Consider the following 21657-nt stretch of genomic DNA (forward strand, 5'->3'; position numbering starts at 1 on the left):
GACAAACATCAGATGCGAGGCGGAGGCAGCAGATCGCCGCTTCCGCCGCACACGCGGGTCAGGTGTAGCCCTTGCTCTTCTTCCACTCGGCTTCGAGCTCGAAGATGGTCTTCCAGTCTCCGGCCTTCACATCGGGCACGTAGGGCTCCTGCGGGATCGTGGTGCCCCAGCCGATGGCGTAACCGACCAGCGTGTGGTCGTCGGCGCGCATGGTGACGGTGCCGTCGGCGCCGAACGGGCACTTGATCGTGAGGCCGGTGAGCGCCTCCGCGACTTTCTTGCCGTCGGTGGAGTTCGCCTTCTTGACGGCCTCGTTGAGGAACATGACCGCCGTGGCGTTCTGCCACGACCAGTTGGTCGGATACTCGTTGTACTTGGCCTTATAGGCGTCGCCCCAGGCGGCATTTTCGGGCGTCGGCGGGAATGTCTTGATGTAGCGGTCGCCGGAGTGGATGCCCTTGGGCAGGTTCTTCACCACCGTGAGCGCGGTGTAGTCGGCCATGTTGACCGCGAACACCTCCATCTGGGTAAACATCGCGTAGATGTTGGCCTGGTCGATGTAGGAGGTAAGATCGCCGCCCCACAGGCAGGAATAGAGCGCCTGCGGCTTGGCCTGCAGGATCTTCGTCACCACCTCGGTGTAATCGGGCTGGAACAGCTTTGGCCAGGACTCGCTGATGATCTCGACGTCGGGCGCGAACTTCTTCAGGTACAGCACGAACTCGCCGGTGGTGTCGCGGCCATAGGCGTAGTCGGGCGAACAGGTCGCCCATTTCTTCAGGCCCTTGGCCTTGGCGATCCCTGCCGCGTAGCTGGCGCCGACGATCGAGTCATGAATGCCCTGCCGCACGCAGCGGAAGGCGTTCGGAATGTGCTGCTTGGGATCGGCGGTCAGCGATGACGCTTCCGAGCAGGTGTGGATGCAGAGCACGCCGAGATCGCGCGCCACTTCGTGAACCGCGAACGATCCCGAGGATGCTTCGCCGTCAAGCAGCATCTCGCAGCCGTCGGTGTTGACGAGCTCGCGCGCGATGCGCGCGGCTTCCTGCGGCTGCCCCTTGGAGTCGCGAATCACCATTTCGATCTGCCGTCCAGCAAGGCCGCCGGCTGCATTGACCTTCTCGACCTCCAGCAGCACCGCGTTGCGCGAGGACGTCCCGAGCTGCGCGACGCGGCCCGACAGAATGGTCGGCATGCCGATCTTGATCGTCTTGGCCTGTGCGCGCGCCACCCATGGCGCGGCAAAGCTCACCGCACCGGCGCCCATCAGCGCAAGTGTCGAGCGCCGGGTGATGCCCGGTTTCCGGGTCCTCTTCATCATTCCCCTCCCTGTCGGGTTCGCGTTCCCAAAATCCCTGCCGGAGATCGTTTCGTCTCCATGACCACAATGTTTTCAGAGCAAGGGGGGTGACGTCAAGCCAAAGATGAATTACGACTCATAATTCATCTAGGGAGAAAGCGGTGCCGGAATCGGCCCCGCCAGCGGCAAATGATCAACCTTTCCAGCTTCATCGCATTTCATGCCCGGCGGACCCCGGACCGCTGTGCGCTGAAATATCGCGGCGAGGACGTCTCCTACGCCGATTTTGATCTGCGGATCCGGCAGATCGGCGGCTGGCTCGCGGCGCGCGGGATCGCGCCCGGCGATGTCGTCGCCGTGCTGATGAAGAACAGCACGGCCTTTCTCGAGCTGGTGTTCGCGACGAGCCATATCGGCGCGGTGTTCCTGCCGATCAACTATCGCCTCTCGGCCGATGAGGTCGGCTACATCGTCGGCAATTCGGGTGCGCGCCTCTTGGTCGCCGACGACGAATTTGCCGCGATCGCCGCCGGCGGCGCGCCGGTCGTGCTGCTCGATGAGGTCGCGCAGTCCAGCCTCACCAACCTCGCGCCCGACATCGCGCCGGCGCCGATCCATGTGCGCCGGCCGCGCGACCTGATGCGGCTGATGTACACCTCGGGCACGACGGATCGTCCCAAGGGAGTGATGCTCACTTACGAGAACATCTACTGGAAGTCCGCCGACCAGACCCTGGTGCTCGGGCTCAACGCCGACACGCGGCTGCTCGTCGTCGGCCCGCTCTATCACGTCGGCGCGCTCGACCTGCCCGGCATCGCGGTGCTCTGGCATGGCGGCATGCTATGCATTCACCGCACCTTCGAGCCCGAGCCGGCGCTCGCCGCGATCGAGCGGGAGAAACTCAACGCGGCATGGTTCGCGCCGGTCATGACCACGGCGCTCCTCACCTGCCCGAACCGCGAGCGCTACGACGTCTCCAGCCTGCAATGGGCGATCGGTGGCGGCGAGAAGACGCCGGAGCTCCGCATCCGCGCCTTCTCGGACTATTTCAAGAACGCGCGCTACATCGATGCCTACGGCCTCACCGAAAGCTGCGGCGGCGATACCTTCATGGACGCGGGCCGCGATATCGAGAAGATCGGCTCGACCGGCCGCGCCATCGCCCATGTCGAGATCGAGATCCGCGACGATGCCGGCAAGCGCCTGCCGGCCGGCCAGAACGGCGAGATCTGCCTGCGCGGCCCGAAGGTCACGCAGGGCTACTGGAAGGATCCGGAGAAGACCGCATCCGCCTTCTTCGGCGACTGGTTCCGTACCGGCGATGTCGGCTATCTCGACGACGACGGCTTCCTCTATCTGACCGATCGCAAGAAGGACATGATCATCTCCGGCGGCGAGAACATCGCCTCCTCCGAGGTCGAGCGCGTCATCTACGAAATGCCTGAAGTGCGCGAGGTCGCGGTGATCGGCCTGCCGGACGCGCGCTGGGGCGAGAAGCCGGTCGCTATCGTGGTGCTGGCCGACGACGCCAAACTCGACCTGCCCGATCTCGCCGATTTCTGCCGGACACGGCTCGCCGGCTTCAAGGTGCCGCGGCAGCTCGTCATCCGCGACAGCCTGCCGCGCAATCCATCCGGCAAGGTGCTCAAACGCGTGCTCCGCGCCGAACTCGAGGCCACCGCATGACGCAAGCGACATCCGCCAAAGTGACAAAACTCAACCGGGTCGAGCGTAACGCCTGGACCAAGCAGAAGATCTTCGACGCCGCGACCAAGGTCGTCGGCAAATACGGCTATGCCGAAGCCTCGGTCGCGCGCATCACCGAAGCCGCCGGCGTCGCGCAGGGCACCTTCTACAATCATTTCGAGAACCGCCAGGAGCTGCTCGACCAGCTGCTGCCGAAGATCGGCCTCGACATGGTCCGCTTCATCCATGCGCGCACCGGCACCGCGAGCGAGGCCCGGCAGGAGGTCGAGCGCTTTAGCGCCTTCTTCGATTTCATCCGCGAGGTGCCGGAATTCCTGCGCATCCTTAACGAAGCCGAATTCTTCGCGCCGATCGGTTACCAGAAGCATTTTGACAACATCTCGAGCGCCTATGTGCGGATCCTGCAACGCGCGCGAGCTACGGGTGCGACCAACGCCTTCAGCGACGAGGAATTCGAGGCCATCGTCCAGGTGCTGATGGGCGCACGCGGTTATCTCAGCCGCCGCTATTCCTATTCCGAGCGCGGCGTCACCGCGGTGCCCGACTATGTGATCACGGCCTATCAAAAGCTGGTCACCCACGGCCTGTTCACCACCAGCGACAAGGGAAGAGAATCATGAGCGCTGAGGGCACCATCCTCGTCACAGGCGGCAGCCGCGGCATTGGCGCGGCGACCGCGACACTGCTCGCCGATCAGGGGCATCGCGTCGTCATCGTCGACATCGCACCCGAGCCGCTGGTTGGAACAGCCGCCGTCCTGTGGCCGGCGCCGTTCGACGTCGCGAGCGAGAGCGCCGTTGTCGCGGGCATTGCCGATATCGAGACCGCGCATGGTCCGATCAGCGGCCTCGTCAACGCCGCCGGCGTGTTCGGCAAGATGCACACGATCGAACGGGTGCGGATGGAGCAATGGGACCGCGAGGTCAATATCGACCTGCGCGGCACCTTCCTGGTCGCGCGCAGCGTTGGCATCGCTATGGCGAAGCGGCGGCATGGCGCGATCGTCAACGTCGCCTCGGTGGCCGGCATGACGTCGGGCCCGATCCACGCCTATACCGCGGCGAAGGCGGGCGTCATCCAGATCACGCAGACGCTCGCCGCCGAATGGGGACGTTCAGGCGTCCGCGTCAACGCGGTATCGCCCGGCTTCACCCGCACGGCCGCGCTCGAGGCCGGCATCGCATCGGGCGCCCTGAACAAGGATCTGCTGGCGCGCCCGACCGCGCTGAATCGGCTGGTCGAGCCGATCGAAGTGGCGCAGGCGATCGCCTGGCTGCTGTCGCCGCGGAGCAGCGGCGTCACCGGCATCAACCTGCCGGTCGATGCCGGCTACATCGCAGGCACCACCTGGGCCGCCTATGGCGGCCTGCCGGAAGCCCACGCAGCTGAGGACAACGCATGAATATCGAGCTTCCGCGCAAACACCTCGATCTGTCCTCCGCCATCGCCGAGGGCGACATCCGCGTGCTGCTGATGGTGCTGGTGCACATGACCGGCGACGAGAAGTGGCTCGAGCCGCCCTACAAGCCGAAGCGCGACGTCCGCCTGATCCCGGATCCCGACGCCGGCGTACCAAAGGCGGTCCAGGACGAGATCCGCGCAGCCGTCCTGAACCTGTTCGCGCATGGCACGCCCAAGCCCGTCATCACCGATCCCGGCAATGAGCTGATGCTGCGGATGATGCACGCGACGCTTGGCGAGAATGTCGCGCCGGAATATGCCCCGCTGATGCGGGAGGAGATGGGCTTCGTCCCGCGCGGCGCGCGCTGGCGCGAGCACCCTTCCGGCGAGAAGCTGGCGCAGCAGCACGCGCTGATCGTCGGCGCCGGGGTCTGCGCGATCGCGCTTGGCGTCGCGCTCGGCCGGCTCGGCATCCCCTATACGATTGTCGAGAGGCAGGACGAGATCGGCGGCACCTGGTACGTCAACCGCTATCCCGGCTGCGGCGTCGATACGCCGAACCACTCCTATTCCTTCTCGTTCGGCGCCCGCAATCCGTGGACCCGCTATTTCGCGCAGCGCCAGGAGCTGCTCGATTATCTGCTCAAGGTCGTGCGCGAATACGACATCCGCAAGCACGTCCGCCTCAATACCGAGCTCGTCGCCTCGCGCTGGGACGAAGGCAAGCGACGCTGGATCTCGACGCTGAAGACTGCTCGCGGCGAAGAAACCTTTGAATCCACCGCGCTGGTCAGCGCGATCGGTCAGCTCAATGATCCCCTGCCGGCCCGCTTTGAGGGAGACGAGGCCTTCACAGGTCTGAAGGTTCATTCGGCGCTGTGGTCCGACGACATCAAGCTCGACGGCAGGCATGTCGCCGTGATCGGCACCGGCGCAACCGCGATGCAGCTGGTGCCGTCGATCGCCGACCGCGTCGCCTCAGTCACCGTCTACCAGCGCACCGCGCAATGGGCGCGGCCGGTGAAGGGTTATTCCGATCCGATCACCGAAGGTGCGCAGTGGCTGCTCGCGCATCTGCCGTTCTATGTGCAGTGGTATCGCTTCAACATGTTCTGGCGCTACGGCGACGGATTGCTGCCGTTCCTGCGCAAGGATCCGACCTGGCCGCATCCGGACCGCGCCGTCAACAAGGGCAACGACCGGCATCGCCAGGAGCTCGCCGACTTCATTCTCTCGGAGCTGAAGGATCGCCCCGACCTGATCGAGAAATGCATGCCGACCTATCCGCCTTACGGCAAGCGCATCCTGCTCGACAACAACTGGTTCAAGACGCTGACCAAACCGAATGTCGAGCTGGTCACCGACAAGATCGGCCATTTCGATCGGCACGGAATCGTCACTGCCGACGGCACATCGCGGCAGCACGACGTCATCGTGATCTCGACCGGCTTCAAGGTCTCCGAGATGGCGGCACGACTCAACATCACCGGGCGTGACGGCAAGAATCTCAAGCAGGCGTGGCGCGACGACAATCCGACCGCCTATCTCGGCCTCACCGTACCTGATTTCCCCAATCTCTTTCTGATGCTCGGCCCCAATTCGGGGCCTGCGCATGGCGGCAGCGTGATCTTCCAGTCGGAGTGCCAGAGCCGCTACATCTCCGCGTGCCTTGTCGAGATGATCGAGAACGACATCGCCGCGATCGACGTGCATCCCGACGCGCACGACGCATATGTCCGCGACGTCGACGCCGAGCATGAGCAACTGATCTGGACGCATCCGGGTATGACGACCTACTACCGCAACAGAAGCGGCCGGGTGTTCTCGGCGATGCCGTGGCGGTTCGTCGACTACTGGAAGATGACGCACGATCCGGATTTCACCCAATATCGAAAGTCGCGACAGGAATCCTGACCTGAATTACCCCGCTCGTTAACTTGACAGATCGCCATAACTGCCGCAGCATTTCGCTGACTGCACCTGTTGGGGTGCTGGAGCGTTCGCTCCTCGCGTCGCAGGAATTGACGGACGATTATGGGATCGGCCGCCAGGCAGCAGAAGCGGACAGATGTCCGTCGGCCCACCTCTTGGAGAGGAGCATGACGCCACCGGCGCAAGCCAGCGACCTTGCTCAGCGGCAAGGTCTCGGTGCACGTTGAGGCGAACAGCAGCTGCTAGCCGCGTGCACTGCCGACAATCTGAACATATCCGCAGGACAGGAGCGCAAAGGCCACGCGCTTTTAGGTCCCGAAACACCACTGGTCTACACCAGAGATCCTTCGCTAAAACGAAGTAGCAGGGCCCCGCGATGCTTGACTGCACCGGGGCCCGTTCGTTTGCCCGCGATTTCCCTTCGTCACACCGCATTGCGCCACCGCGCGGGATCGGGAACAATCATCCCGACGAGGTGAGGAACGATGATGGAAAAGCCGCGGGTCCGAATTTACACCGACTACAAGTCTCCCTATGCCTATGTCGCCAACAAGCGGCTGTTCGAGCTCGAAGAGACGTACGGCGTCGAGCTGGAATGGCTGCCCTACACGCTGCGCATTCCCGAATTCATGGGCACGGTCGAGGAGCGCAGGCCGCACTTCTGGCGCAAGGTGCGCTACGCCTACATGGATGCGCGCCGGTTCGCCAACGCGCAGGGACTGACCATGAAGGGCCCACGCCGGATCTATGACAGAGCTGGCCCCGCAAATTCGGACAGTAGCTTGAGTGGATTTTCTGCCTGACAGCGGCGAGGATTCTTGCTGCGAATCAGGAGCGAAGATGACGAAGAAGAGCCGCCGGACGCATTCTCCGGCATTCAAGGCGAAGGTTGCTTTGGCTGCGGTCAAAGGAGACAAGACACTGGCGGAGCTGGCGCAACTGTTTGATGTTCATCCGAACCAGATCACGATCTGGAAAAACCAGCTCCTGGAAGGCGCCGCCGGCGTGTTTGGGCATGACAAGACATCGGCCGAGACGCCGGTCGATTTGAAGGCGTTGCATGCCAAGATCGGCGAGCTGGCGTTGGAAAACGATTTTTTGTCCGGCGCGCTCACCAAGGCGGGCCTGCTGAGCGCAAAGCGATGATCGACCGCGGTCATGATCTTTCTATCGTGCGCCAGGCGAAGGTCCTGAAGCTGGCTCGCAGCACGGTCTACTATGAACCTCGGCCAGTTTCGGCCGAGGACCTTGCCTTGATGCGTCGGCTCGATGAGCTGCATCTCGATTATCCCTTCGCGGGAGCGCGTATGCTGCGATCGTTGCTGCGGCGGGAGGGGGTATACGCCGGTCGCCGCCACATCGCGACGCTGATGAAGCGCATGGGGATCGAGGCGGTCTATCGTCGCCCGAACACGAGCAAGCCGGCTCCGGGTCACAAGATCTACCCGTACCTGTTGCGCGGATTGAAGATCGAGCGGCCCGACCATGCGTGGGCAATGGACATCACCTACATTCCGATGCGGCGTGGCTTCGTCTATCTCGCGGCGGTCGTCGATGTGTTCAGCCGACGGGTCCTGGCCCATCGCGTCTCGATCACAATGGAGGCGGCCTTCTGCGTCGAAGCGGTCCAGGAGGCGTTGGCGAAGCACGGCAGGCCCGCGATTTTCAACACGGACCAGGGCAGCCAGTTCACCAGCCTCGAGTTCACCGATGTGCTGCTGGACGCGAAGATCGCCATCAGCATGGATGGCAAGGGCGCCTGGCGCGACAACGTGTTTGTCGAGCGGCTCTGGCGCACGGTCAAATACGAAGAAGTTTATCTCCGCGCCTACGACAGCGTGTCCGAGGCGCGAGCGTCAATTGCCAAGTATCTGGCCTTCTACAATCAGGGACGCCCTCACTCGAGCCTTGACGGGCGCACGCCCGACGAGGCTTACTTCGGCACGCAAGCTATGGTGATGGCCGCATGACCGTCGCCGACGATTTTGTCGTCGCTCTGGTCGGGCTACGCCCTCCCGACGCAACGACAAAATCGTAAAGCCCCGCGTTCAGCATAACCCGGCAGGAATCCACTTAAATCCAGCGGGGCGCTGTCCAAACAACCGGGGCCAGCTCTGACGCCTTCTACGCCAGCGCCGGCATGCTGTTCGCGCAGCGCCACGGACTGTTCCGGCCCTATCATGACACGGTGTTCCGGAAATTCTGGAACCACGAGCTGGAGATCGACGAGCTGTCCGAGATAGCCGGCGTGATCACGGCGGTCGGTGGTTCCACTGAGGCCTTCGAGGACTATGTTCGCGGCCCTGCCCGCGTCGAACATGATCGCATTATCGACGAGGCCGAAGCGCTCGGCGTGTTCGGCGTGCCCAGCATGATGTTCAACGGCGAACTGTTCTGGGGCGGCGACCGCATCGACATGCTGATCGAGCGGATCAAGCAGCCGGAGACGATCGCGATCGCGCTTGGGAGCCGGCACCGGACGTAGGCGCCGACCGTTTCGAATCTGCCTATCGTCGCTGATCGATCAGCCTCCAGCCAGGATGGCCCAGCACCCGGTGCGTTCCAGCACAGGTTTCAACGCCGCGCGTTCGCCGGCCTCGAGCGCGGCAAACTTTTCGCGCAGCTGCTGCAGGCATTTGACCTGATATTTGAACGGCGCCAGCGCGTAGGGCAGTCCCCAGACGTTGATCTCAAGCCGCTTGAGGCCCTTCGCGAATGCATCCGCGTTGGCGGCCAGGAACGGAAGATAGAGCTCGCCGGCGATCCGCAGCAGCGCCTCGGCGAATCCGCCGAGCGCCTGATCGCGCGGATACCAGCTGCCCTTGACACCCGACGCATCGTCGAGCCGCCGCACCCAGTGATCGGTGAACGGTGCGCGTTCGCGCATGATCCGCATCGGGGTCGGGTCGGTCGCCATCTCGCTGAGCTGGCCGAACCAGGCAAAATCCGCCAGCGACGGCCGGCTGCCAAACAGATATTTCTTCATGCCGACATGCGGCTCGAACGCCGCAAGCGTCCGCCGGTAACTCTCTTCCAGCAGCGGCCTGTTCTCATCGGTCGCGCCGAGAATGACCATGCGCGAAATCTGCCGCTGCCGGAACTCCTCGATCTCCTCGCGGCTGCCGGCCTCGGCCTCCGACGTCGACCACTCCTCGCCGGCCCAGCGCGAGACATAGGCCTGATCTTCCGGATCCCACCAGCGATAGAGAAACAACGGCTTTACCGCCCATTCGTCGGCGAGGTCCTCGATCAGATCGCAGATGAAAGCGATGGCCCTGTCTTCCGGGATCACCGACCGTCCCTGATGGCGCGCCTCCAGATCATAGGCCAGCGTCGTGGTCTCGCCGCGATAGCTGCCGTCGGGATATTGCAGCACCGGGATCAGCATCGGCTTCAGATGCGCGGTTGCCTCGCGCAAGGCCTTGGTCATGATCACCCAATCGTGCGGAATCCGCCGGTAGCGCATCAGCGCGCGCAGCTTGATCGCATAGGGCGAGGCGGTCGAGCCGATCAGGCGATAGCGGTTTTCCGTCATGACGATGCCTCCGAAAATTCCGGATTGCCGTACGGATAGAACTGCGCGAGATCGACGTTCTTGTAGGGCAGCTTGTCGAGACGCGTGGTACCGAGGAACGGCTCGTCGGGCTCGACCAGCAGGATCGTCCTGGCAAAACCGTTGTCGTCAAAGCCGCGCCGGAAGTGCACCCGCGACTTGATCGCCATCACGTCAAACGTGCCGATGTCGGGCACCAGCGCCTTGAGCGAGAACGGCTCCATGATCTGCACCAGATAGGTGGACAGGATCAGTACATTGTTGCGGCCGAAGCGCACGCAGACCCAGAACTGCCCATAGCCCTCGCCCGCAGCTGAGATGGTGCCCTGGATCCGAACCGGATCGCCCGCCGACTCGTCGGCAAGGCCGCCGATCTCCATGTCGAAGGCATCGCCCGCCTTGGCGCCGGCGGCCTTCACGCTTGCCGTCGCCCTGGCGTCGGCAATGGTTGCGATGACAGTGTTGGCGAGGTCTGCGCGATGATCTCACGCAGCAGCCAGGTCGCCGAACCCGACCGGTCGCTGTGATCGGCCAGCACCACCGGTGTGTTGCCAGCGGCGACGGCCTGCTTGGCCAGCGCGACGCCCTCGGCGATGCTGTGCAATCTGGTCGACTGCAGCAAGGCTTCGCGCAACCGCCAGATCGTGCCGGCGAGATCGCGCGCGATTTGCTCGGCGAGCTTTGGATCGTCGTTGGTCAGAACCTGAACGGTCATGCCGACATCGGGAACGTCGGCGAACGGGAAGCCGAAGAAGATGTTGACGTAGACGTCGACCTCACGGGCCTCCCAGACCAGCGCGCGCTGCCCGAGATCCATCCAAGGCCGCGCCCCGGTCCATTGCAGCACCGTGGGCGAGATCACGGGAACCTTGATCGTCTTGTGCGCCGGCTTGTACTCACCGCGGATCGCCGGCACCAGCATGCGCGCGGCGCGTTCACCCTGCAGATGCGCGTCGTAATGCGGGAAATATTTCACCGCGAACGCCATGTCCGCCTGCTCGAGGAACGTCTCGTCCTCATTGCCGTGCAGATCGAAGGTTGCGGCGATGAAGGCGGAGCGGCCGACCACTTCGCGGACCTGCCGCGCCAGATCGGCCTCCGGCCGCGGCACGTCGCGCACGGCCATCGCGCCATGCAGGCACAGATAGACGCCGTCGAACGGGCCCTCCTCCTTCAGCCCGTCGATCATCTTGCCGGTAAAGGTGCGATAGGCTTCCTGGGTGATCCAGCCAGACCCGGTGTAGGTCTTCGGCCAGAGCGGGGATTCGATGCCGACCAGCTCGACCTCGGAGAACTCGCGTGCCACCTGCACAAAGCCGCCCATATAGTTCTTGGGATCGAACTGCAGCAGCGCCTCGCCCTTGGCCGGCGAGCCCGGATAGAAGAAGTCGTCGAGCGTGGTCTCGTTCGGCAGGAACGAGACGGTTTCGTGGGAGAAATGCAGGACGGCGATACGTATCTTGCGATCGCTCATTTTGGTGCGCCTCGGCTGTTTTCCGCATTGTGGCATTGAAGGCGCGGCGCGCCAATCCGCATTCGGTTTTTGCCCGCCAGCCCTGCAAATACGCAGGCGCAGCGCAGCTTGCCGCCGCACGGATTCTGCTATGGTCCGCGGCAACAACCGGGCCGCGGCCCCGCAGATATCTCGAGGAGAGAACGCCATGAATCCCCCCGTCAGCTCGCCCGCGATCAAGGTCGTCAAATCCGTCCGCGAGCAGGTGAGCGCCGAGGAGTGGCAGGCCCGCGTTGATCTTGCCGCCTGTTACCGGCTGACGGCGATCTACGGCATGACCGAGATGATCGCGAACCACATCTCCTGCCGCGTGCCCGGCACCACCGACCAGTTCCTAATCAACGCCTACGGCATGCTGTATGAGGAGATCGACGCCTCCAGCCTGATCAAGGTCGACGTCGAGGGCAACACGCTGCTCAACGCCACCGACTACGACGTCAACGTCGCCGGCTTCGTCATTCACAGCGCTATCCACATGGCCAAGCACGACATGGATTGCGTCGCGCACACCCACACCCCGGCCGGCATGGCGGTCTCGGCGATGGAATGCGGCCTGCTGCCGCTGGCGCAGACCTCGATGCGCTTCCTGCACATCGCCTATCACGACTTCGAGGGCATCGCCGACAATGTCGACGAGCGCGAACGCCTGGTCCGCGACCTCGGCGACAACGAGGCGATGATCCTGCGCAACCATGGCCTCTTGGTCGTCGGCCGCACCGTGCCCGCCGCCTTCAACGTGCTGTTCCGCCTCGAGCGCGCCTGCCAGACCCAGGTGATGGCGCTGTCCTGCAACACCAAGCTGATCTATCCGCCGCAAAATATCCTCGAAGACACCTATGAGCGGATGCTGCCGAAGCCCGGCCGCGCCGCCCGCAACGGCGAACTCGCCTGGCCCGCTCTGCTGCGCAAGCTCGACCGGGCGGATCCGTCGTATCGGGATTGAGGTTGAGCGCGAGGCGCCGTCCCCGACAACGGTGTCGTCCCGGCGAAGGCCGGGACGACAGCGAGTGTGGTGCGCGGCTTGTGAGTCATACGCTCGCATTCTCGCGACATGATTTGCCCGAGCTTTGCTCTTCGTTCCGCCTCTCACTTCGAAGAGGGCGCAGGGAACGCCGGGTGCCGATCGCACCCATGGGCCCCGAGCAATGGGTAGTGAGCTCGGGGGTAGGACCACAGGTGTAACGGGAAACAACCCGGCTTTCCCTGCGCGATGGTTTTACGGCTTACTCCGTGCTCTCCCCGGCGAGACTGGGCTTTTTTGTCACCGTCTTCGCAACGCGCATCGCACAATGCGAAAAGACACCTGCCGCTAGGGCGTCAGGACCACACGTCTATAATTTGGCATTCGGTGAAACGCGCCGAAACTAAGAAAAGCCTTTAAAACAAGTCTCTTTTGCCTAGCCTGTTTCGGGGTGCTTCGGCGGGTTTCGCCAAATCTAGGGCCCGCCCCAAAGGCCGGCTCTGTTGGTCAAACCCTTTAGGAGCCTGAAACCGCAATGGATACTACCACGATCACCGAGCCCGCTGGCAAGCGCGCGCGCAACAGCAGCGTCATCCTGACCGATCGCCTGTGCGAGAAGCGGGTCAAATTCTACGACCGCAAATGCCCGGGCCTCTATGTCAGCATCACCGCCGCTGGGGTGGCGACCTTCTCGTTCAAGTTCACCGACCGGGAGACCGGCAAGCAGCGCACCGGCTGGCTGGGCGTCCATAACCCCGAGACCTTCACCGTCGAGGATGCCCGCAGCAAGGTCTACGGGCTCAAGGGCATGGGCGGCGACGCGATGGCCGAGACCTTCCGCGACCGGAAGGCGCAGCAGGCGAAGCGCGGCAAGACCGTCCACGAGATCATCGAGGAGCGGATTGAGTGGATGAAAACCCCGGTCCGCAAGCCAGACGGCGAGATGCGCCCCCGGATCGAGACGTGGGAGAACGTCGCCAGCCATCTGCGGCGATTTATCAGCCCCCCGCTCGGCAAGAAGATCGCCAGCGAGGTCACTAAGCACGACATCGCGACGCTCTCGAATGACATCGTCGCCGGCAAGCTCGGCGTTCCCTCGGTCGCCAATGCCCGCCATATGCGCCGCGCGGCCTCAGGGCTGTTCAACTGGGCGGCTGAGGCCGGCCGCGACTATGTGACCGCCAGCCCCTGCGTCAACCTGCCGAAGCTCGACCCGGAGCATCCGCGCACGCGAGTTCTGTCCGAGGACGAGATCAGGATTTTCTGGCATGGCCTCGACCGCGACGACATGCCGTGGGATGGTCGAACCCGCCTCGCGCTCAAGTTCGAGTTGGTCACCATGCTGCGATCTGGCGAACTGTTAGCCGCGCACCGCGACGAACTGTTCGATCTCGACGGAGAATTCCCGCGCTTTGACGTGCCGCTCAAGCGGGTGAAGAAGCGCCGGGTGATCCAGCAGCCGCTGTCCGACCTGGCGGTGGAGATCATCAAGGAAGCGCTCAGGGGATCGAACAAGCAATACGTTTTTGCCAGCCCGTTCAGCGATAAGCCGATGAACCGCACAGCGATGGCGACCGCACTGCGCGGCACCAAGGTCAAGGGCAAGGTCACGACGCCCGGCATCTGCGCGTTGCTCGGTCTCAATCCATTCACGCCGCACGATCTGCGCCGGACGGCGGCGACCTTGGCCGGTGATCTTGGCTGTGACGACGCGGCGATTGCGAAATGCTTAGATCACGCCGCGAGCAGAAAGCAGGAGCAAATCGTGCCCAGCGTCCCCGGCAAGGTCTACAACCATTCGACGCGGATGAAGGAAAAGCGTGCGGTGCTCGATGGCATCGCGGTCGAGCTTCGGCGGATCATCCGCGAGCCTACGGTAGAGCAATCGGACGTCGGGCTGCGTCTCGTCGCCTGACGTTCATGGTGCCCAATCCCATCGCGGTCGGGCTCTCGAAAGTATCACCTCGGCACGTTAGCCGTCCTGACGGCGAAGCCGGAGCCGCCTTCGCTTCCACGCCGCCATCATGTCATGGACCGCGACGATCGCGGTCCAGAGGCCCAAACCCGCTACGCCCATGAGGAACAATGTTCCTTCATCCATCGGACTACCTCTGGCTGGCCCCGCCTAAGAACGTGAAACAAGGTTTCTCGTTCCGGACTATCAATCGGTTCCTTTCAAATTCGGGCGCGCACCGATCGATCTGTCCCCGCCTGATTAACTAAATCTTACGCTCGCTCTGCGGAACATTGGGTTGTCGCGAAAACTGAGGGGGAGGTTCCTCCCATGCTGAAAGACGGCACGTATGCGGCGTGGTTCAAGACCCCGCTGGGCGAAGGCACCGGCATTGCCCATGTCGCAGACGGGAAAATCTGGGGGCGGGATAGCATCATGTCCTACAGCGGCTCCTGCGAAGTCGACGGAGATCGGTTCACCGCGATCGTAACACTCAAGCGGCACACCGAAGGACATGCAACGGTGTTTGGCGCCGACGACCTTACGCTTCGGCTTGAGGGAGCGTGTCCCGGGAACATAGGCACTTACGTTGGGACGGCGGATCAGATACCGGGGGTGCCCCTTGAGGGGCGGCTCATTTTCAGCGAGGAGCAGCCGCCTGCGCCAGAACCGACCGACCCCATACCACCGTTCAATCCTGACAGGCTCCCGAAGCCGCCGAAGCGCTCCCGCTGATGGCTGGCCGTGCGCGGCCTTGGTCGCAGCTAGTCTTCCGCATCGGCCTTACCCTGCACCAAGTTCAACGCATCTCGATACAGAAATGGCACCCAGAAAGTGGGCTCTTCTCGTGTGCCGCGTTCTTCGAAAAAGCCGAGTTCCACAAGTTTCTTAGCTTCGGCGATGCCTTGTCGCGTGGAAGCAACCACAAACCGGAAAGGCTCTCCGGCTTCTGCTCTGCCTTCTGCCCTTCCAGTTTCGATATGAAGGGGCGTTCTCCAGGATACTCGGCGTAGAGATATTGGTTTAGACGGGCGCCAGAAACGGTCGGCAGAGCGATCTTGAAGACCGAACGATCAAACAATTGATCATCCGGAGTGGCGGCGCCCCCGTTTTCGAGCCTCCTGATCTCTTCATCCCGGATGCAGTTCAGCAGATGAATGACCTCTCTGGGTGCGGTCTTGCCGGTGCCATCTGCGCAACGCGCTACCAGCCACTTGAAGGTTGGCGCCTTCTGTGGACCCTGTTCAACTTGCTTCGGGAAAAATCGATAGAATAGCGCGTCTTGCGCCGCTGCATCTCGCAAGACCGCCGCAACGTCAATCTGGAATTCCTTCACAAGGGCATCATTCTTCAATAGTCGCCGCATGATCAAATTTAGTAGCGCAGGCTGCGGCCAATCCAAGATCACGTATCTGATCAGATGGCTTGCCTCGCGCAGTCCCTCGACAGGTGCCGGTGCCGCGCCTCATATTCGCAATCGAGCGCAATGCGGAAGGCCAACTCCCAATTGCGAAGGTCGCGCGTCGGGTCAAAGCCGCCGTAGTAGCGCTTCCCGCTCGCGATCTGGCCGCGCACATAACCCGGCCACTAGCGCCTTAGCAGGCGCTCGGACTCGCACGGGCCAATGACGTTCCGGAAGCTGCTGGCGTGGTGATCGCGCGCCATCTCGACCGCCTGCTCGATCACCTCGCGCGGCGGCGGGTTCGATATGCCGGGTTGGTGCGGTGACGCGGCGCGGGAAGTTAGCGAAGGAAACTCCGCCATCGGGCCTTCCTCAGCCGAAAACAACTGCCATCCGTCCGCGCGGACAGTGTCGATTTGATTTTCTTCTTTTGGAGCGGCGGCATCGCGGGCGATCTCCAACGCCTCCCGCGCCGAGCCACCTTTCTTCGGCGAAAATCCGTGCCCAGCAATAGTATCTCTCCCTGCATGGCACGCATTTTTCCGAGGCCGGCCGCGCGGCCTTCCAGTGCGGCTCTTGGCCCGACGAGCGCGCTGGCGCTCGCACTTCCGCTCCTTCTGGATCGCCTCGCGTTCCGCCTTGCTGGTGTCGAAGGCGCCGAAAGTCGTGATCTTGAGCGCCGTCCGCTCGGCCATCGTCAGGCGCAGTCGCCACGCCAGGGCGTCGGCCGACCATTTGCGCGGTTCCGCTGCGATCCGCTCGGCAAGCCGCTTGGCATCACGCTCCGGCAACCAAGGTGCCCAAGCACGTGCCCAAGCGACGATATGCTCCACGAATTCACCGCCCAGAAAGACGATGTGGTGGGCAACGATGGTGAGGTCATCCATGCCGGCGTCGTCGTCCGGCAGAAGGCGGCCATAGCGGCTCTTGAACAGCCGCTCCAATTCGCGAAGGCGGATCAGGGTGATCAGTCGGGATCGGTCGGGCTTATCGTTCTCCCGATTGCGCCGTTGCTGGGCCTGCCAAGCGTAGCGGTGTGCAATCTCGGCACGACGGCCTTGCGCGTGATCAGGCGCGAGATAACTTTTCTCGTGTTGTCCATCGGTCGGTCCTTTCCAGCAGATCGTGGTCAGCAAACGCGAAAATCCCCGCGCCCGGTGGCGGACCGTGGCGCGGGTTTTCTTTTGCTTGGTTGGTTCGGTTGCGCGTGTAGTCATGGATTGGCGCGGGCATTGATCGGTGGCGGTCTCAACGACGGATGGGCCGCAAGCAGAGACCGATCATGTTGTCATGTGGCTGCTCGCAAATCCTCAGCGCGAAGCAGCCGCGTTATGCTAGAAGGCTTTTCGCCCTTGTCATCCGTAAACAGCGCGCTCTGCCGACCAATTGCGTAAATCAATTTTCTCCGAATGCTTCGCCGCGTAGTTCCTCTTTGCCCGCTTTTTCAAACAGGAACATTGACGCGGCGCCGAAGCAGAGTGAGGTTGATGGATCGAAGGGTAACGGACGTTTGCCCTCTCGCGGCGTCACTGCTCGCAGTCCTTGGCTGAGCGAGCGGCACCAGCAAACAATAGATATTTTGCAATGGCCCCGGTGCGTCATCTCCGGGGAGTTGGTGGCGTCATGAGCGGTACAGAGTTGGCGAAAAGGGTCTGCGCGAAGTACGCTCAGAAGACGCCTGAGGCGATAACCGACCAACATGATGCTGAGACGAAAAACGACGTACCGAACAACTCGTCCCGTCCGCGACGCATGATGAGCGAGGCGCAGGTCCTTACGATTGTCCCTGTCGGGCGCTCGACGTTGTGGCGGATGGAGAAGGCGGGCCGGTTTCCGCGATCCACCTACATTTCACCGAACAGGCGCGTCTGGTTCGAGGACGAGATCGTCGCTTGGCAGAGTGCGGTCGATGAATTCAACGCGGACCGTGGGCGGGGCAAAGGTCGGCGCCGAGGTGCTTCGCCTGCCGTTGTTAACGGCAAAATGGACAAGGGTTGAAGTTAGGAGACCTCGGCCTTCGACACATAGCGCAAGCGAGCATGGTATTATCGGCTCGCAGCGAAAAGGTCCCATTTCCCCGGCAGCCCTTTCAACTCGTATGACCCCCGCTCGGCAAATTTCAGATCGGTGCCAGCTACGAGATCGGTCACAACCCGCGAGACAAAAACCTCATTGCTTCCCGACTGCGCCATCACGCGCGCGGCAGCATGGACGGCAATGCCGCCGATATCGTTGCCTCTGATTTCGACCTCGCCACAATGAAGACCCGCGCGTACTGGCAAGCCGATGCTCTTGCTCTCCTCACTGAGCGCTAAAGCGCACCGTACAGCCCGTCCCGGGCCATCAAAGGTCGCCAAAACGCCATCACCTGTGCTTTTCACCAGAGTCCCGCGATGCTTGCTAACAATCCGGCCGGAAAGATCGTCGTGATTATCCAGGAGGTCACGCCAACGGTGATCGCCGAGTTGCAAAGCGAGATTGGTCGATCCGACAATATCGGTAAAGAGAACAGTAGCGAGTATGCGCTCCTGATCAATTCCCTCGCTCGCGCGCTGTCCGGTGATGAATTCTTCGATGTCTCCGGTAACTATCTCAATATCGCCGGTCCAGAACGCGTGATCGCCCGACCGATATTCAATGTATTTCGCTCCCGGGATACCGGCCGCGAGCTTCCGGCCTAACGTTACAGGCACCTGTGCGTCGGTCGCTCGGTGCAGCACAAGAGTTGGAGTGCGGACCACTGGGAGTATTGGGTTGATGTCTATCCGTCGGTTCGAAAGTATGTAGGATTTTAGCGCGCCGGGACTGCTGCCCAACTTTTCAAATTTTGCGATGCGATTGAGGGCTTCCGGATTGCCAGCATCACTCGCGAACACTCTTTTGAGGAAGTCCCCGTTTCCCCAACTCTTGACGACATGGGCTAGCCGTTCCTGAACCTCGGATGGCGTAAGATTGGGCGGAAGCAGGTCAGATATCCGCGCCAGACCTCCGAATAACACCAAGTGGGACACGCGCTCCGGGTAGGTGGAAGCGAATAGAACGCTCATTGACGCGCCTTCTGAGAAGCCAACCAACGCAGCACGCTTGGAGTTGATTGCGTCCATGATCGCGCGGACATCGTCGATGCGTTCCTCAAGGGACGGTACGTCAGCTAACCGGTCTGACAGTCCTTGACCTCTCTTGTCGAAAGTGACGACCCTTGAGAACTTCGCCAAGCGACGAAGGAAGCGCGTATAGCCCGGAAGTTCGTGCTGAAAATCGATGTGGGATATAATGCCCGGAACTAGGATAATATCGATGGGCCCGTCGCCCATGACTTGATAAGCGATGTTGAAGTCACCGCTCTGGGCGTACTGCGTCTCGGGTAACGCCACTTCCGTCATCGCGGCCCCCATCTATTCGCTGGTACCAACTATCGTACAGTTGAGACCGGACATCAACGGAGCGTCATCCATCCTAGCTGCCCGACGCGAACCTATGGTCCGGCGTCAGAAATCTGAGTGCGCCAAAGTTCAACGCCATCGAGGGTGAGCGGTCGGGGCCTATTGGCGCCCACATCATTCGGGCGGGCCGTTACTGCTGGTCTAAAAATCACCCAAGTAATTGATATTTATTAATTTTATTCGTTCGTTAGGTAACGAAAAAAGAGCTTGGCGTCAGGACCACACGACTTCACCGTCCGCCTCATGCGCACTCGTCAGTCGCGCAATCGGCGTCCACCGCATCTCACCGCAACACTCGTGACAACCGCGAAGCGCCCCTCAATCGGGTGAGACGGGCGGAATTGGATCACTGATTTGCCCGACGACGGAAGCGCGATTTTGCCCGTCGGGGTGATTTGTCGCAGGCCGATTGATCCGCGCCCGCCGCAATTGCGGGATCACCTCTTCGCCGAACAGCGCGAACGATTCGCACCAGGCGCGGCCGCCAGCAGCGCGCCGTCGCCCAAGACGCGCCCCTCACATTTCGACTGCCAGCTGAGCCACCTGGTTTCGCAACCAGGCATGGGCTGGATCGTGATCGTAGGAGGCGTGCCACAGCAACGTCACCGGCATCTCGCTCAGCTCCACCGGCGGCGGGCTGAGGCTGAGCCCGAGCTCGGCGGAGAACCGCGTGGCCAGCCGCGCTCCCATGGTGACGATAACGGGCGCGAGCGCCACCAGATGCGGGACGGTAAGGAAGCGCGGCGTGGTCAACGCAACGGTACGCTGCAGTCTCAGCTTGTCGAGCGCTTCGTCCACAATTCCGCGCACACTGCGCGCCGGCCGCAGGCTGGTCAGCACATGCGGAAGCCGCACGTAATCCTCAAGCGAGATCGGCGGCGTGATACCGGTCTTCTCGGCATTGAACATGCACACGAAGCGTTCGGTCAGCAGCGTGCGCCGCTTGTGATGCAATTGTCCCGGCGGGAGCGGCCCATGAGCGACGGCGAGGTCCAACTCGTCGGCGTCGAGGTCATCGAGCAGCCGAGACGCATCGACGTTGTAAAGCCGAAAGTGAACGCCGGGTGCGATCTCGCGCATGCGCGCCAGGAAAGCGGGCATGATCAGGATTTCCATACTGTCCGATAGTCCGAGCCTGAACGTCCGCACTGCCGTGGCCGGGTCGAAGGTCTGATCGCGCAGGACCACCGCCTCGACCTGTGCGAGCGCGGTGCGCACCGGCTCGCGCAGGGTTGCTGCACGCGGGGTGAGGCGCATGCCGTCAGCCCCTCGCGTCAGAAGCTCGTCATCGAACAGCTCGCGCAGGCGGGCAAGGTTGTGACTCATCGCCGATTGGCCAATGCCGACGCAGGCGGCTGCCCTTGTCACGCTCCGTTCGGTCAGCAGGGCATCGAGATGAACCAGCAGATTCAAGTCGATACGACCTAAATTGACGGTATCGATGGCCATTATCGATCCTATCTGTTTGATCGATGATCATAGCCTGACCATGTCTTGCGGCAAGGGGCCGACGGGCCATCGCCCGCCGCCCAGGTGAACACCCTCAAGCCAATGGAGGATCTCATGTCGATCCGCAGCACAATTCTCGCCGCCGCCTTCACCCTGGCCTCACTGGGAGCAGCGCACGCAAGCCCGCTCAGGCCGATCGAAGGCCGAAGCATCCATCTCGGCGATCTGTCCGTCGTCGTCTACTACACGGTCGAGCCTGGTGGATATCGCGTCGTGACCACACTCGCACAGGGCGAGGCCGGAACGCCGGTCCGCTTCGTGTCGGTGCTGTCACCCGGTCAACGTGCCCTGCTCTCGACGCCGAACCAGACGGGCGCGAGATCAGCCGCAACGGCGACAGCCTGACCCTGCGCAGGTCGGGTGCACTCTCCAACTAGTTCCGACGCCGCCGGTGCCTTTCGAATACCAGTGCAGGAGCCACAGATGTCCACGATCCGCCTTCATCGCACGACGAGCCTGACGCCCGAGCAGTACGTAGCCGGCCTCACCGACTTCGGGCCAGCCCGCTCGAAGCTCTTCGCCAACAGTGCCGACGCCGATCTCAAGGTGCATGATCGCGGCCCCTTGCATGCCGACGTGACGGAAAGCTCGGGCGGCATCTGGGAACGCCTGCACTACGACTGGTCCGATCCCGACCATGTCGTCCTGACAACGACCGATTCCAATGTGTGGGGCGGCGCGTCGGGCCACATCTACCACTTCACGCGCCGACTCGATGGCAGCACCGACATCGACGTGGTCGTGGTGCGCGACGGCAAGAACCTGAAGGGATGGATCCTCGGTCTCGTGCTCCGCACCGTCGGCAGAGGCGTCTTGGAGAAGGCGTTCGAAAACTCGGTCAAGGCGATGGAGGCCCGGAGTGCTGCCGTCAGCCGGGCGATCGGGTCGCCGCATAGCGCCCACCCTGCACCCGCCGCGCGACTGAAGTTCGGCCCCGCGGCCTCGCAGCACGAGACCTGCGCGTGTCAGCTTCCGAACTGAA

The 21657-nt window shown here is 62.6% G+C and carries 21 protein-coding genes; 13 read left to right on the forward strand and 8 right to left on the reverse strand.

Annotation, left to right across the window (positions count from 1 at the left end):
- Nucleotides 1–58: 58 nt before the first annotated feature.
- Nucleotides 59–1318 carry an ABC transporter substrate-binding protein gene (locus ACE10X_RS31210; RefSeq protein WP_038383532.1) on the reverse strand — a complete coding sequence of 420 codons (1260 nt, stop codon included), beginning with the start codon at nt 1316–1318 and terminating at the stop codon, nt 59–61.
- A 171-nt stretch (nt 1319–1489) separates the two neighbouring features.
- On the opposite strand from ACE10X_RS31210, the gene ACE10X_RS31215 reads away from it, so the two are divergent.
- From ACE10X_RS31215 to ACE10X_RS31245, 7 genes are all read left to right on the forward strand, one after another.
- Nucleotides 1490–2986: an AMP-binding protein gene (locus ACE10X_RS31215; RefSeq protein WP_375763337.1), complete on the forward strand. Its 1497-nt coding sequence runs from the start codon at nt 1490–1492 to the stop codon at nt 2984–2986.
- Nucleotides 2983–3627, forward strand: a complete 645-nt coding sequence (locus tag ACE10X_RS31220; RefSeq protein ID WP_038383493.1) for a TetR/AcrR family transcriptional regulator — start codon at nt 2983–2985, stop codon at nt 3625–3627. Before ACE10X_RS31215 ends, ACE10X_RS31220 begins: the two co-directional genes overlap by 4 nt.
- A complete protein-coding gene (locus ACE10X_RS31225; RefSeq protein ID WP_304557685.1) occupies nt 3624–4409 on the forward strand; it encodes an SDR family NAD(P)-dependent oxidoreductase in 786 nt (261 codons plus the stop codon). Before ACE10X_RS31220 ends, ACE10X_RS31225 begins: the two co-directional genes overlap by 4 nt.
- Nucleotides 4406–6322, forward strand: a complete 1917-nt coding sequence (locus ACE10X_RS31230; protein ID WP_304557684.1) for an NAD(P)/FAD-dependent oxidoreductase — start codon at nt 4406–4408, stop codon at nt 6320–6322. The genes ACE10X_RS31225 and ACE10X_RS31230 overlap by 4 nt, the downstream gene beginning before the upstream one ends.
- A 503-nt stretch (nt 6323–6825) precedes the next feature.
- On the forward strand, nt 6826–7143 hold the full coding sequence (locus tag ACE10X_RS31235) for a DsbA family protein (RefSeq protein ID WP_375763338.1): 318 nt from the start codon (nt 6826–6828) through the stop codon (nt 7141–7143).
- 37 nt (nt 7144–7180) lie between these two features.
- Nucleotides 7181–8310, forward strand: a protein-coding gene (locus ACE10X_RS31240) for an IS3-like element ISRj2 family transposase (RefSeq protein ID WP_109866565.1) whose coding sequence is annotated in 2 segments (ribosomal slippage) — nt 7181–7433 and nt 7433–8310 — 1131 coding nt in all. Because the reading frame shifts where the segments join, the coding sequence is not laid out codon by codon here.
- A gap of 170 nt (nt 8311–8480) precedes the next feature.
- The gene (locus tag ACE10X_RS31245) at nt 8481–8825 is read left to right on the forward strand and encodes a DsbA family protein (protein ID WP_375763339.1); all 345 of its coding nucleotides are present in this window, start codon (nt 8481–8483) and stop codon (nt 8823–8825) included.
- A gap of 39 nt (nt 8826–8864) precedes the next feature.
- On the opposite strand, the gene ACE10X_RS31250 is transcribed toward ACE10X_RS31245, so the two are convergent.
- The 3 genes from ACE10X_RS31250 to ACE10X_RS31260 are packed head-to-tail and all read right to left on the reverse strand — an operon-like array spanning nt 8865 to nt 11367.
- A complete protein-coding gene (locus ACE10X_RS31250) occupies nt 8865–9875 on the reverse strand; it encodes a glutathione S-transferase N-terminal domain-containing protein (RefSeq protein WP_375763340.1) in 1011 nt (336 codons plus the stop codon).
- Nucleotides 9872–10312, reverse strand: a complete 441-nt coding sequence (locus tag ACE10X_RS31255) for an MlrC C-terminal domain-containing protein (RefSeq protein ID WP_375763341.1) — start codon at nt 10310–10312, stop codon at nt 9872–9874. Before ACE10X_RS31255 ends, ACE10X_RS31250 begins: the two co-directional genes overlap by 4 nt.
- A complete protein-coding gene (locus ACE10X_RS31260) occupies nt 10309–11367 on the reverse strand; it encodes a M81 family metallopeptidase (RefSeq protein WP_375763342.1) in 1059 nt (352 codons plus the stop codon). The genes ACE10X_RS31255 and ACE10X_RS31260 overlap by 4 nt, the downstream gene beginning before the upstream one ends.
- A 187-nt stretch (nt 11368–11554) precedes the next feature.
- Here ACE10X_RS31260 and ACE10X_RS31265 point away from each other — a divergent pair, with 187 nt between their 5' ends.
- The 3 genes from ACE10X_RS31265 to ACE10X_RS31275 all read left to right on the forward strand — a co-directional run bounded on the left by ACE10X_RS31265 (nt 11555) and on the right by ACE10X_RS31275 (nt 15056).
- Nucleotides 11555–12349, forward strand: a complete 795-nt coding sequence (locus ACE10X_RS31265; protein ID WP_038383472.1) for a class II aldolase/adducin family protein — start codon at nt 11555–11557, stop codon at nt 12347–12349.
- A gap of 553 nt (nt 12350–12902) precedes the next feature.
- On the forward strand, nt 12903–14282 hold the full coding sequence (locus ACE10X_RS31270; protein WP_375763343.1) for a tyrosine-type recombinase/integrase: 1380 nt from the start codon (nt 12903–12905) through the stop codon (nt 14280–14282).
- 369 nt (nt 14283–14651) lie between these two features.
- Complete coding sequence (locus ACE10X_RS31275; RefSeq protein WP_038383471.1) at nt 14652–15056, forward strand: hypothetical protein; 405 nt, start codon at nt 14652–14654, stop codon at nt 15054–15056.
- 64 nt (nt 15057–15120) lie between these two features.
- On the opposite strand, the gene ACE10X_RS31280 is transcribed toward ACE10X_RS31275, so the two are convergent.
- The gene (locus ACE10X_RS31280; RefSeq protein WP_157787890.1) at nt 15121–15723 is read right to left on the reverse strand and encodes a hypothetical protein; all 603 of its coding nucleotides are present in this window, start codon (nt 15721–15723) and stop codon (nt 15121–15123) included.
- A 185-nt stretch (nt 15724–15908) separates the two neighbouring features.
- A complete protein-coding gene (locus ACE10X_RS31285; RefSeq protein ID WP_375763344.1) occupies nt 15909–16859 on the reverse strand; it encodes a hypothetical protein in 951 nt (316 codons plus the stop codon).
- Between the two features lie 487 nt (nt 16860–17346).
- On the opposite strand from ACE10X_RS31285, the gene ACE10X_RS31290 reads away from it, so the two are divergent.
- On the forward strand, nt 17347–17721 hold the full coding sequence (locus ACE10X_RS31290) for an AlpA family transcriptional regulator (RefSeq protein WP_038383468.1): 375 nt from the start codon (nt 17347–17349) through the stop codon (nt 17719–17721).
- 47 nt (nt 17722–17768) lie between these two features.
- On the opposite strand, the gene ACE10X_RS31295 is transcribed toward ACE10X_RS31290, so the two are convergent.
- Nucleotides 17769–19106, reverse strand: coding sequence for an adenylate/guanylate cyclase domain-containing protein (locus ACE10X_RS31295; RefSeq protein WP_038383491.1), 1338 nt, complete (start codon nt 19104–19106; stop codon nt 17769–17771).
- Between the two features lie 576 nt (nt 19107–19682).
- Complete coding sequence (locus tag ACE10X_RS31300; RefSeq protein WP_038383467.1) at nt 19683–20615, reverse strand: LysR family transcriptional regulator; 933 nt, start codon at nt 20613–20615, stop codon at nt 19683–19685.
- A 114-nt stretch (nt 20616–20729) separates the two neighbouring features.
- On the opposite strand from ACE10X_RS31300, the gene ACE10X_RS31305 reads away from it, so the two are divergent.
- Nucleotides 20730–21020 carry a hypothetical protein gene (locus tag ACE10X_RS31305; protein ID WP_375763345.1) on the forward strand — a complete coding sequence of 97 codons (291 nt, stop codon included), beginning with the start codon at nt 20730–20732 and terminating at the stop codon, nt 21018–21020.
- A 78-nt stretch (nt 21021–21098) separates the two neighbouring features.
- A complete protein-coding gene (locus ACE10X_RS31310) occupies nt 21099–21656 on the forward strand; it encodes a hypothetical protein (RefSeq protein WP_244435732.1) in 558 nt (185 codons plus the stop codon).
- The last annotated feature ends 1 nt before the right edge of the window (nt 21657 follow it).

Source organism: Bradyrhizobium sp. Pha-3 (assembly GCF_042258325.1).
GTDB lineage: Bacteria > Pseudomonadota > Alphaproteobacteria > Rhizobiales > Xanthobacteraceae > Bradyrhizobium > Bradyrhizobium elkanii.

What these genes read in the sequence shown, in the direction of transcription:
- ACE10X_RS31210 (WP_038383532.1), bottom strand. Translation starts at nt 1,318, where the DNA reads ATGAAGAGGACCCGGAAACCGGGCATCACCCGGCGCTCGACACTTGCG.
- ACE10X_RS31215 (WP_375763337.1), top strand. Translation starts at nt 1,490, where the DNA reads ATGATCAACCTTTCCAGCTTCATCGCATTTCATGCCCGGCGGACCCCG.
- ACE10X_RS31220 (WP_038383493.1), top strand. Translation starts at nt 2,983, where the DNA reads ATGACGCAAGCGACATCCGCCAAAGTGACAAAACTCAACCGGGTCGAG.
- ACE10X_RS31225 (WP_304557685.1), top strand. Translation starts at nt 3,624, where the DNA reads ATGAGCGCTGAGGGCACCATCCTCGTCACAGGCGGCAGCCGCGGCATT.
- ACE10X_RS31230 (WP_304557684.1), top strand. Translation starts at nt 4,406, where the DNA reads ATGAATATCGAGCTTCCGCGCAAACACCTCGATCTGTCCTCCGCCATC.
- ACE10X_RS31235 (WP_375763338.1), top strand. Translation starts at nt 6,826, where the DNA reads ATGATGGAAAAGCCGCGGGTCCGAATTTACACCGACTACAAGTCTCCC.
- ACE10X_RS31245 (WP_375763339.1), top strand. Translation starts at nt 8,481, where the DNA reads ATGCTGTTCGCGCAGCGCCACGGACTGTTCCGGCCCTATCATGACACG.
- ACE10X_RS31250 (WP_375763340.1), bottom strand. Translation starts at nt 9,875, where the DNA reads ATGACGGAAAACCGCTATCGCCTGATCGGCTCGACCGCCTCGCCCTAT.
- ACE10X_RS31260 (WP_375763342.1), bottom strand. Translation starts at nt 11,367, where the DNA reads ATGAGCGATCGCAAGATACGTATCGCCGTCCTGCATTTCTCCCACGAA.
- ACE10X_RS31265 (WP_038383472.1), top strand. Translation starts at nt 11,555, where the DNA reads ATGAATCCCCCCGTCAGCTCGCCCGCGATCAAGGTCGTCAAATCCGTC.
- ACE10X_RS31270 (WP_375763343.1), top strand. Translation starts at nt 12,903, where the DNA reads ATGGATACTACCACGATCACCGAGCCCGCTGGCAAGCGCGCGCGCAAC.
- ACE10X_RS31275 (WP_038383471.1), top strand. Translation starts at nt 14,652, where the DNA reads ATGCTGAAAGACGGCACGTATGCGGCGTGGTTCAAGACCCCGCTGGGC.
- ACE10X_RS31290 (WP_038383468.1), top strand. Translation starts at nt 17,347, where the DNA reads ATGAGCGGTACAGAGTTGGCGAAAAGGGTCTGCGCGAAGTACGCTCAG.
- ACE10X_RS31295 (WP_038383491.1), bottom strand. Translation starts at nt 19,106, where the DNA reads ATGACGGAAGTGGCGTTACCCGAGACGCAGTACGCCCAGAGCGGTGAC.
- ACE10X_RS31300 (WP_038383467.1), bottom strand. Translation starts at nt 20,615, where the DNA reads ATGGCCATCGATACCGTCAATTTAGGTCGTATCGACTTGAATCTGCTG.
- ACE10X_RS31305 (WP_375763345.1), top strand. Translation starts at nt 20,730, where the DNA reads ATGTCGATCCGCAGCACAATTCTCGCCGCCGCCTTCACCCTGGCCTCA.
- ACE10X_RS31310 (WP_244435732.1), top strand. Translation starts at nt 21,099, where the DNA reads ATGTCCACGATCCGCCTTCATCGCACGACGAGCCTGACGCCCGAGCAG.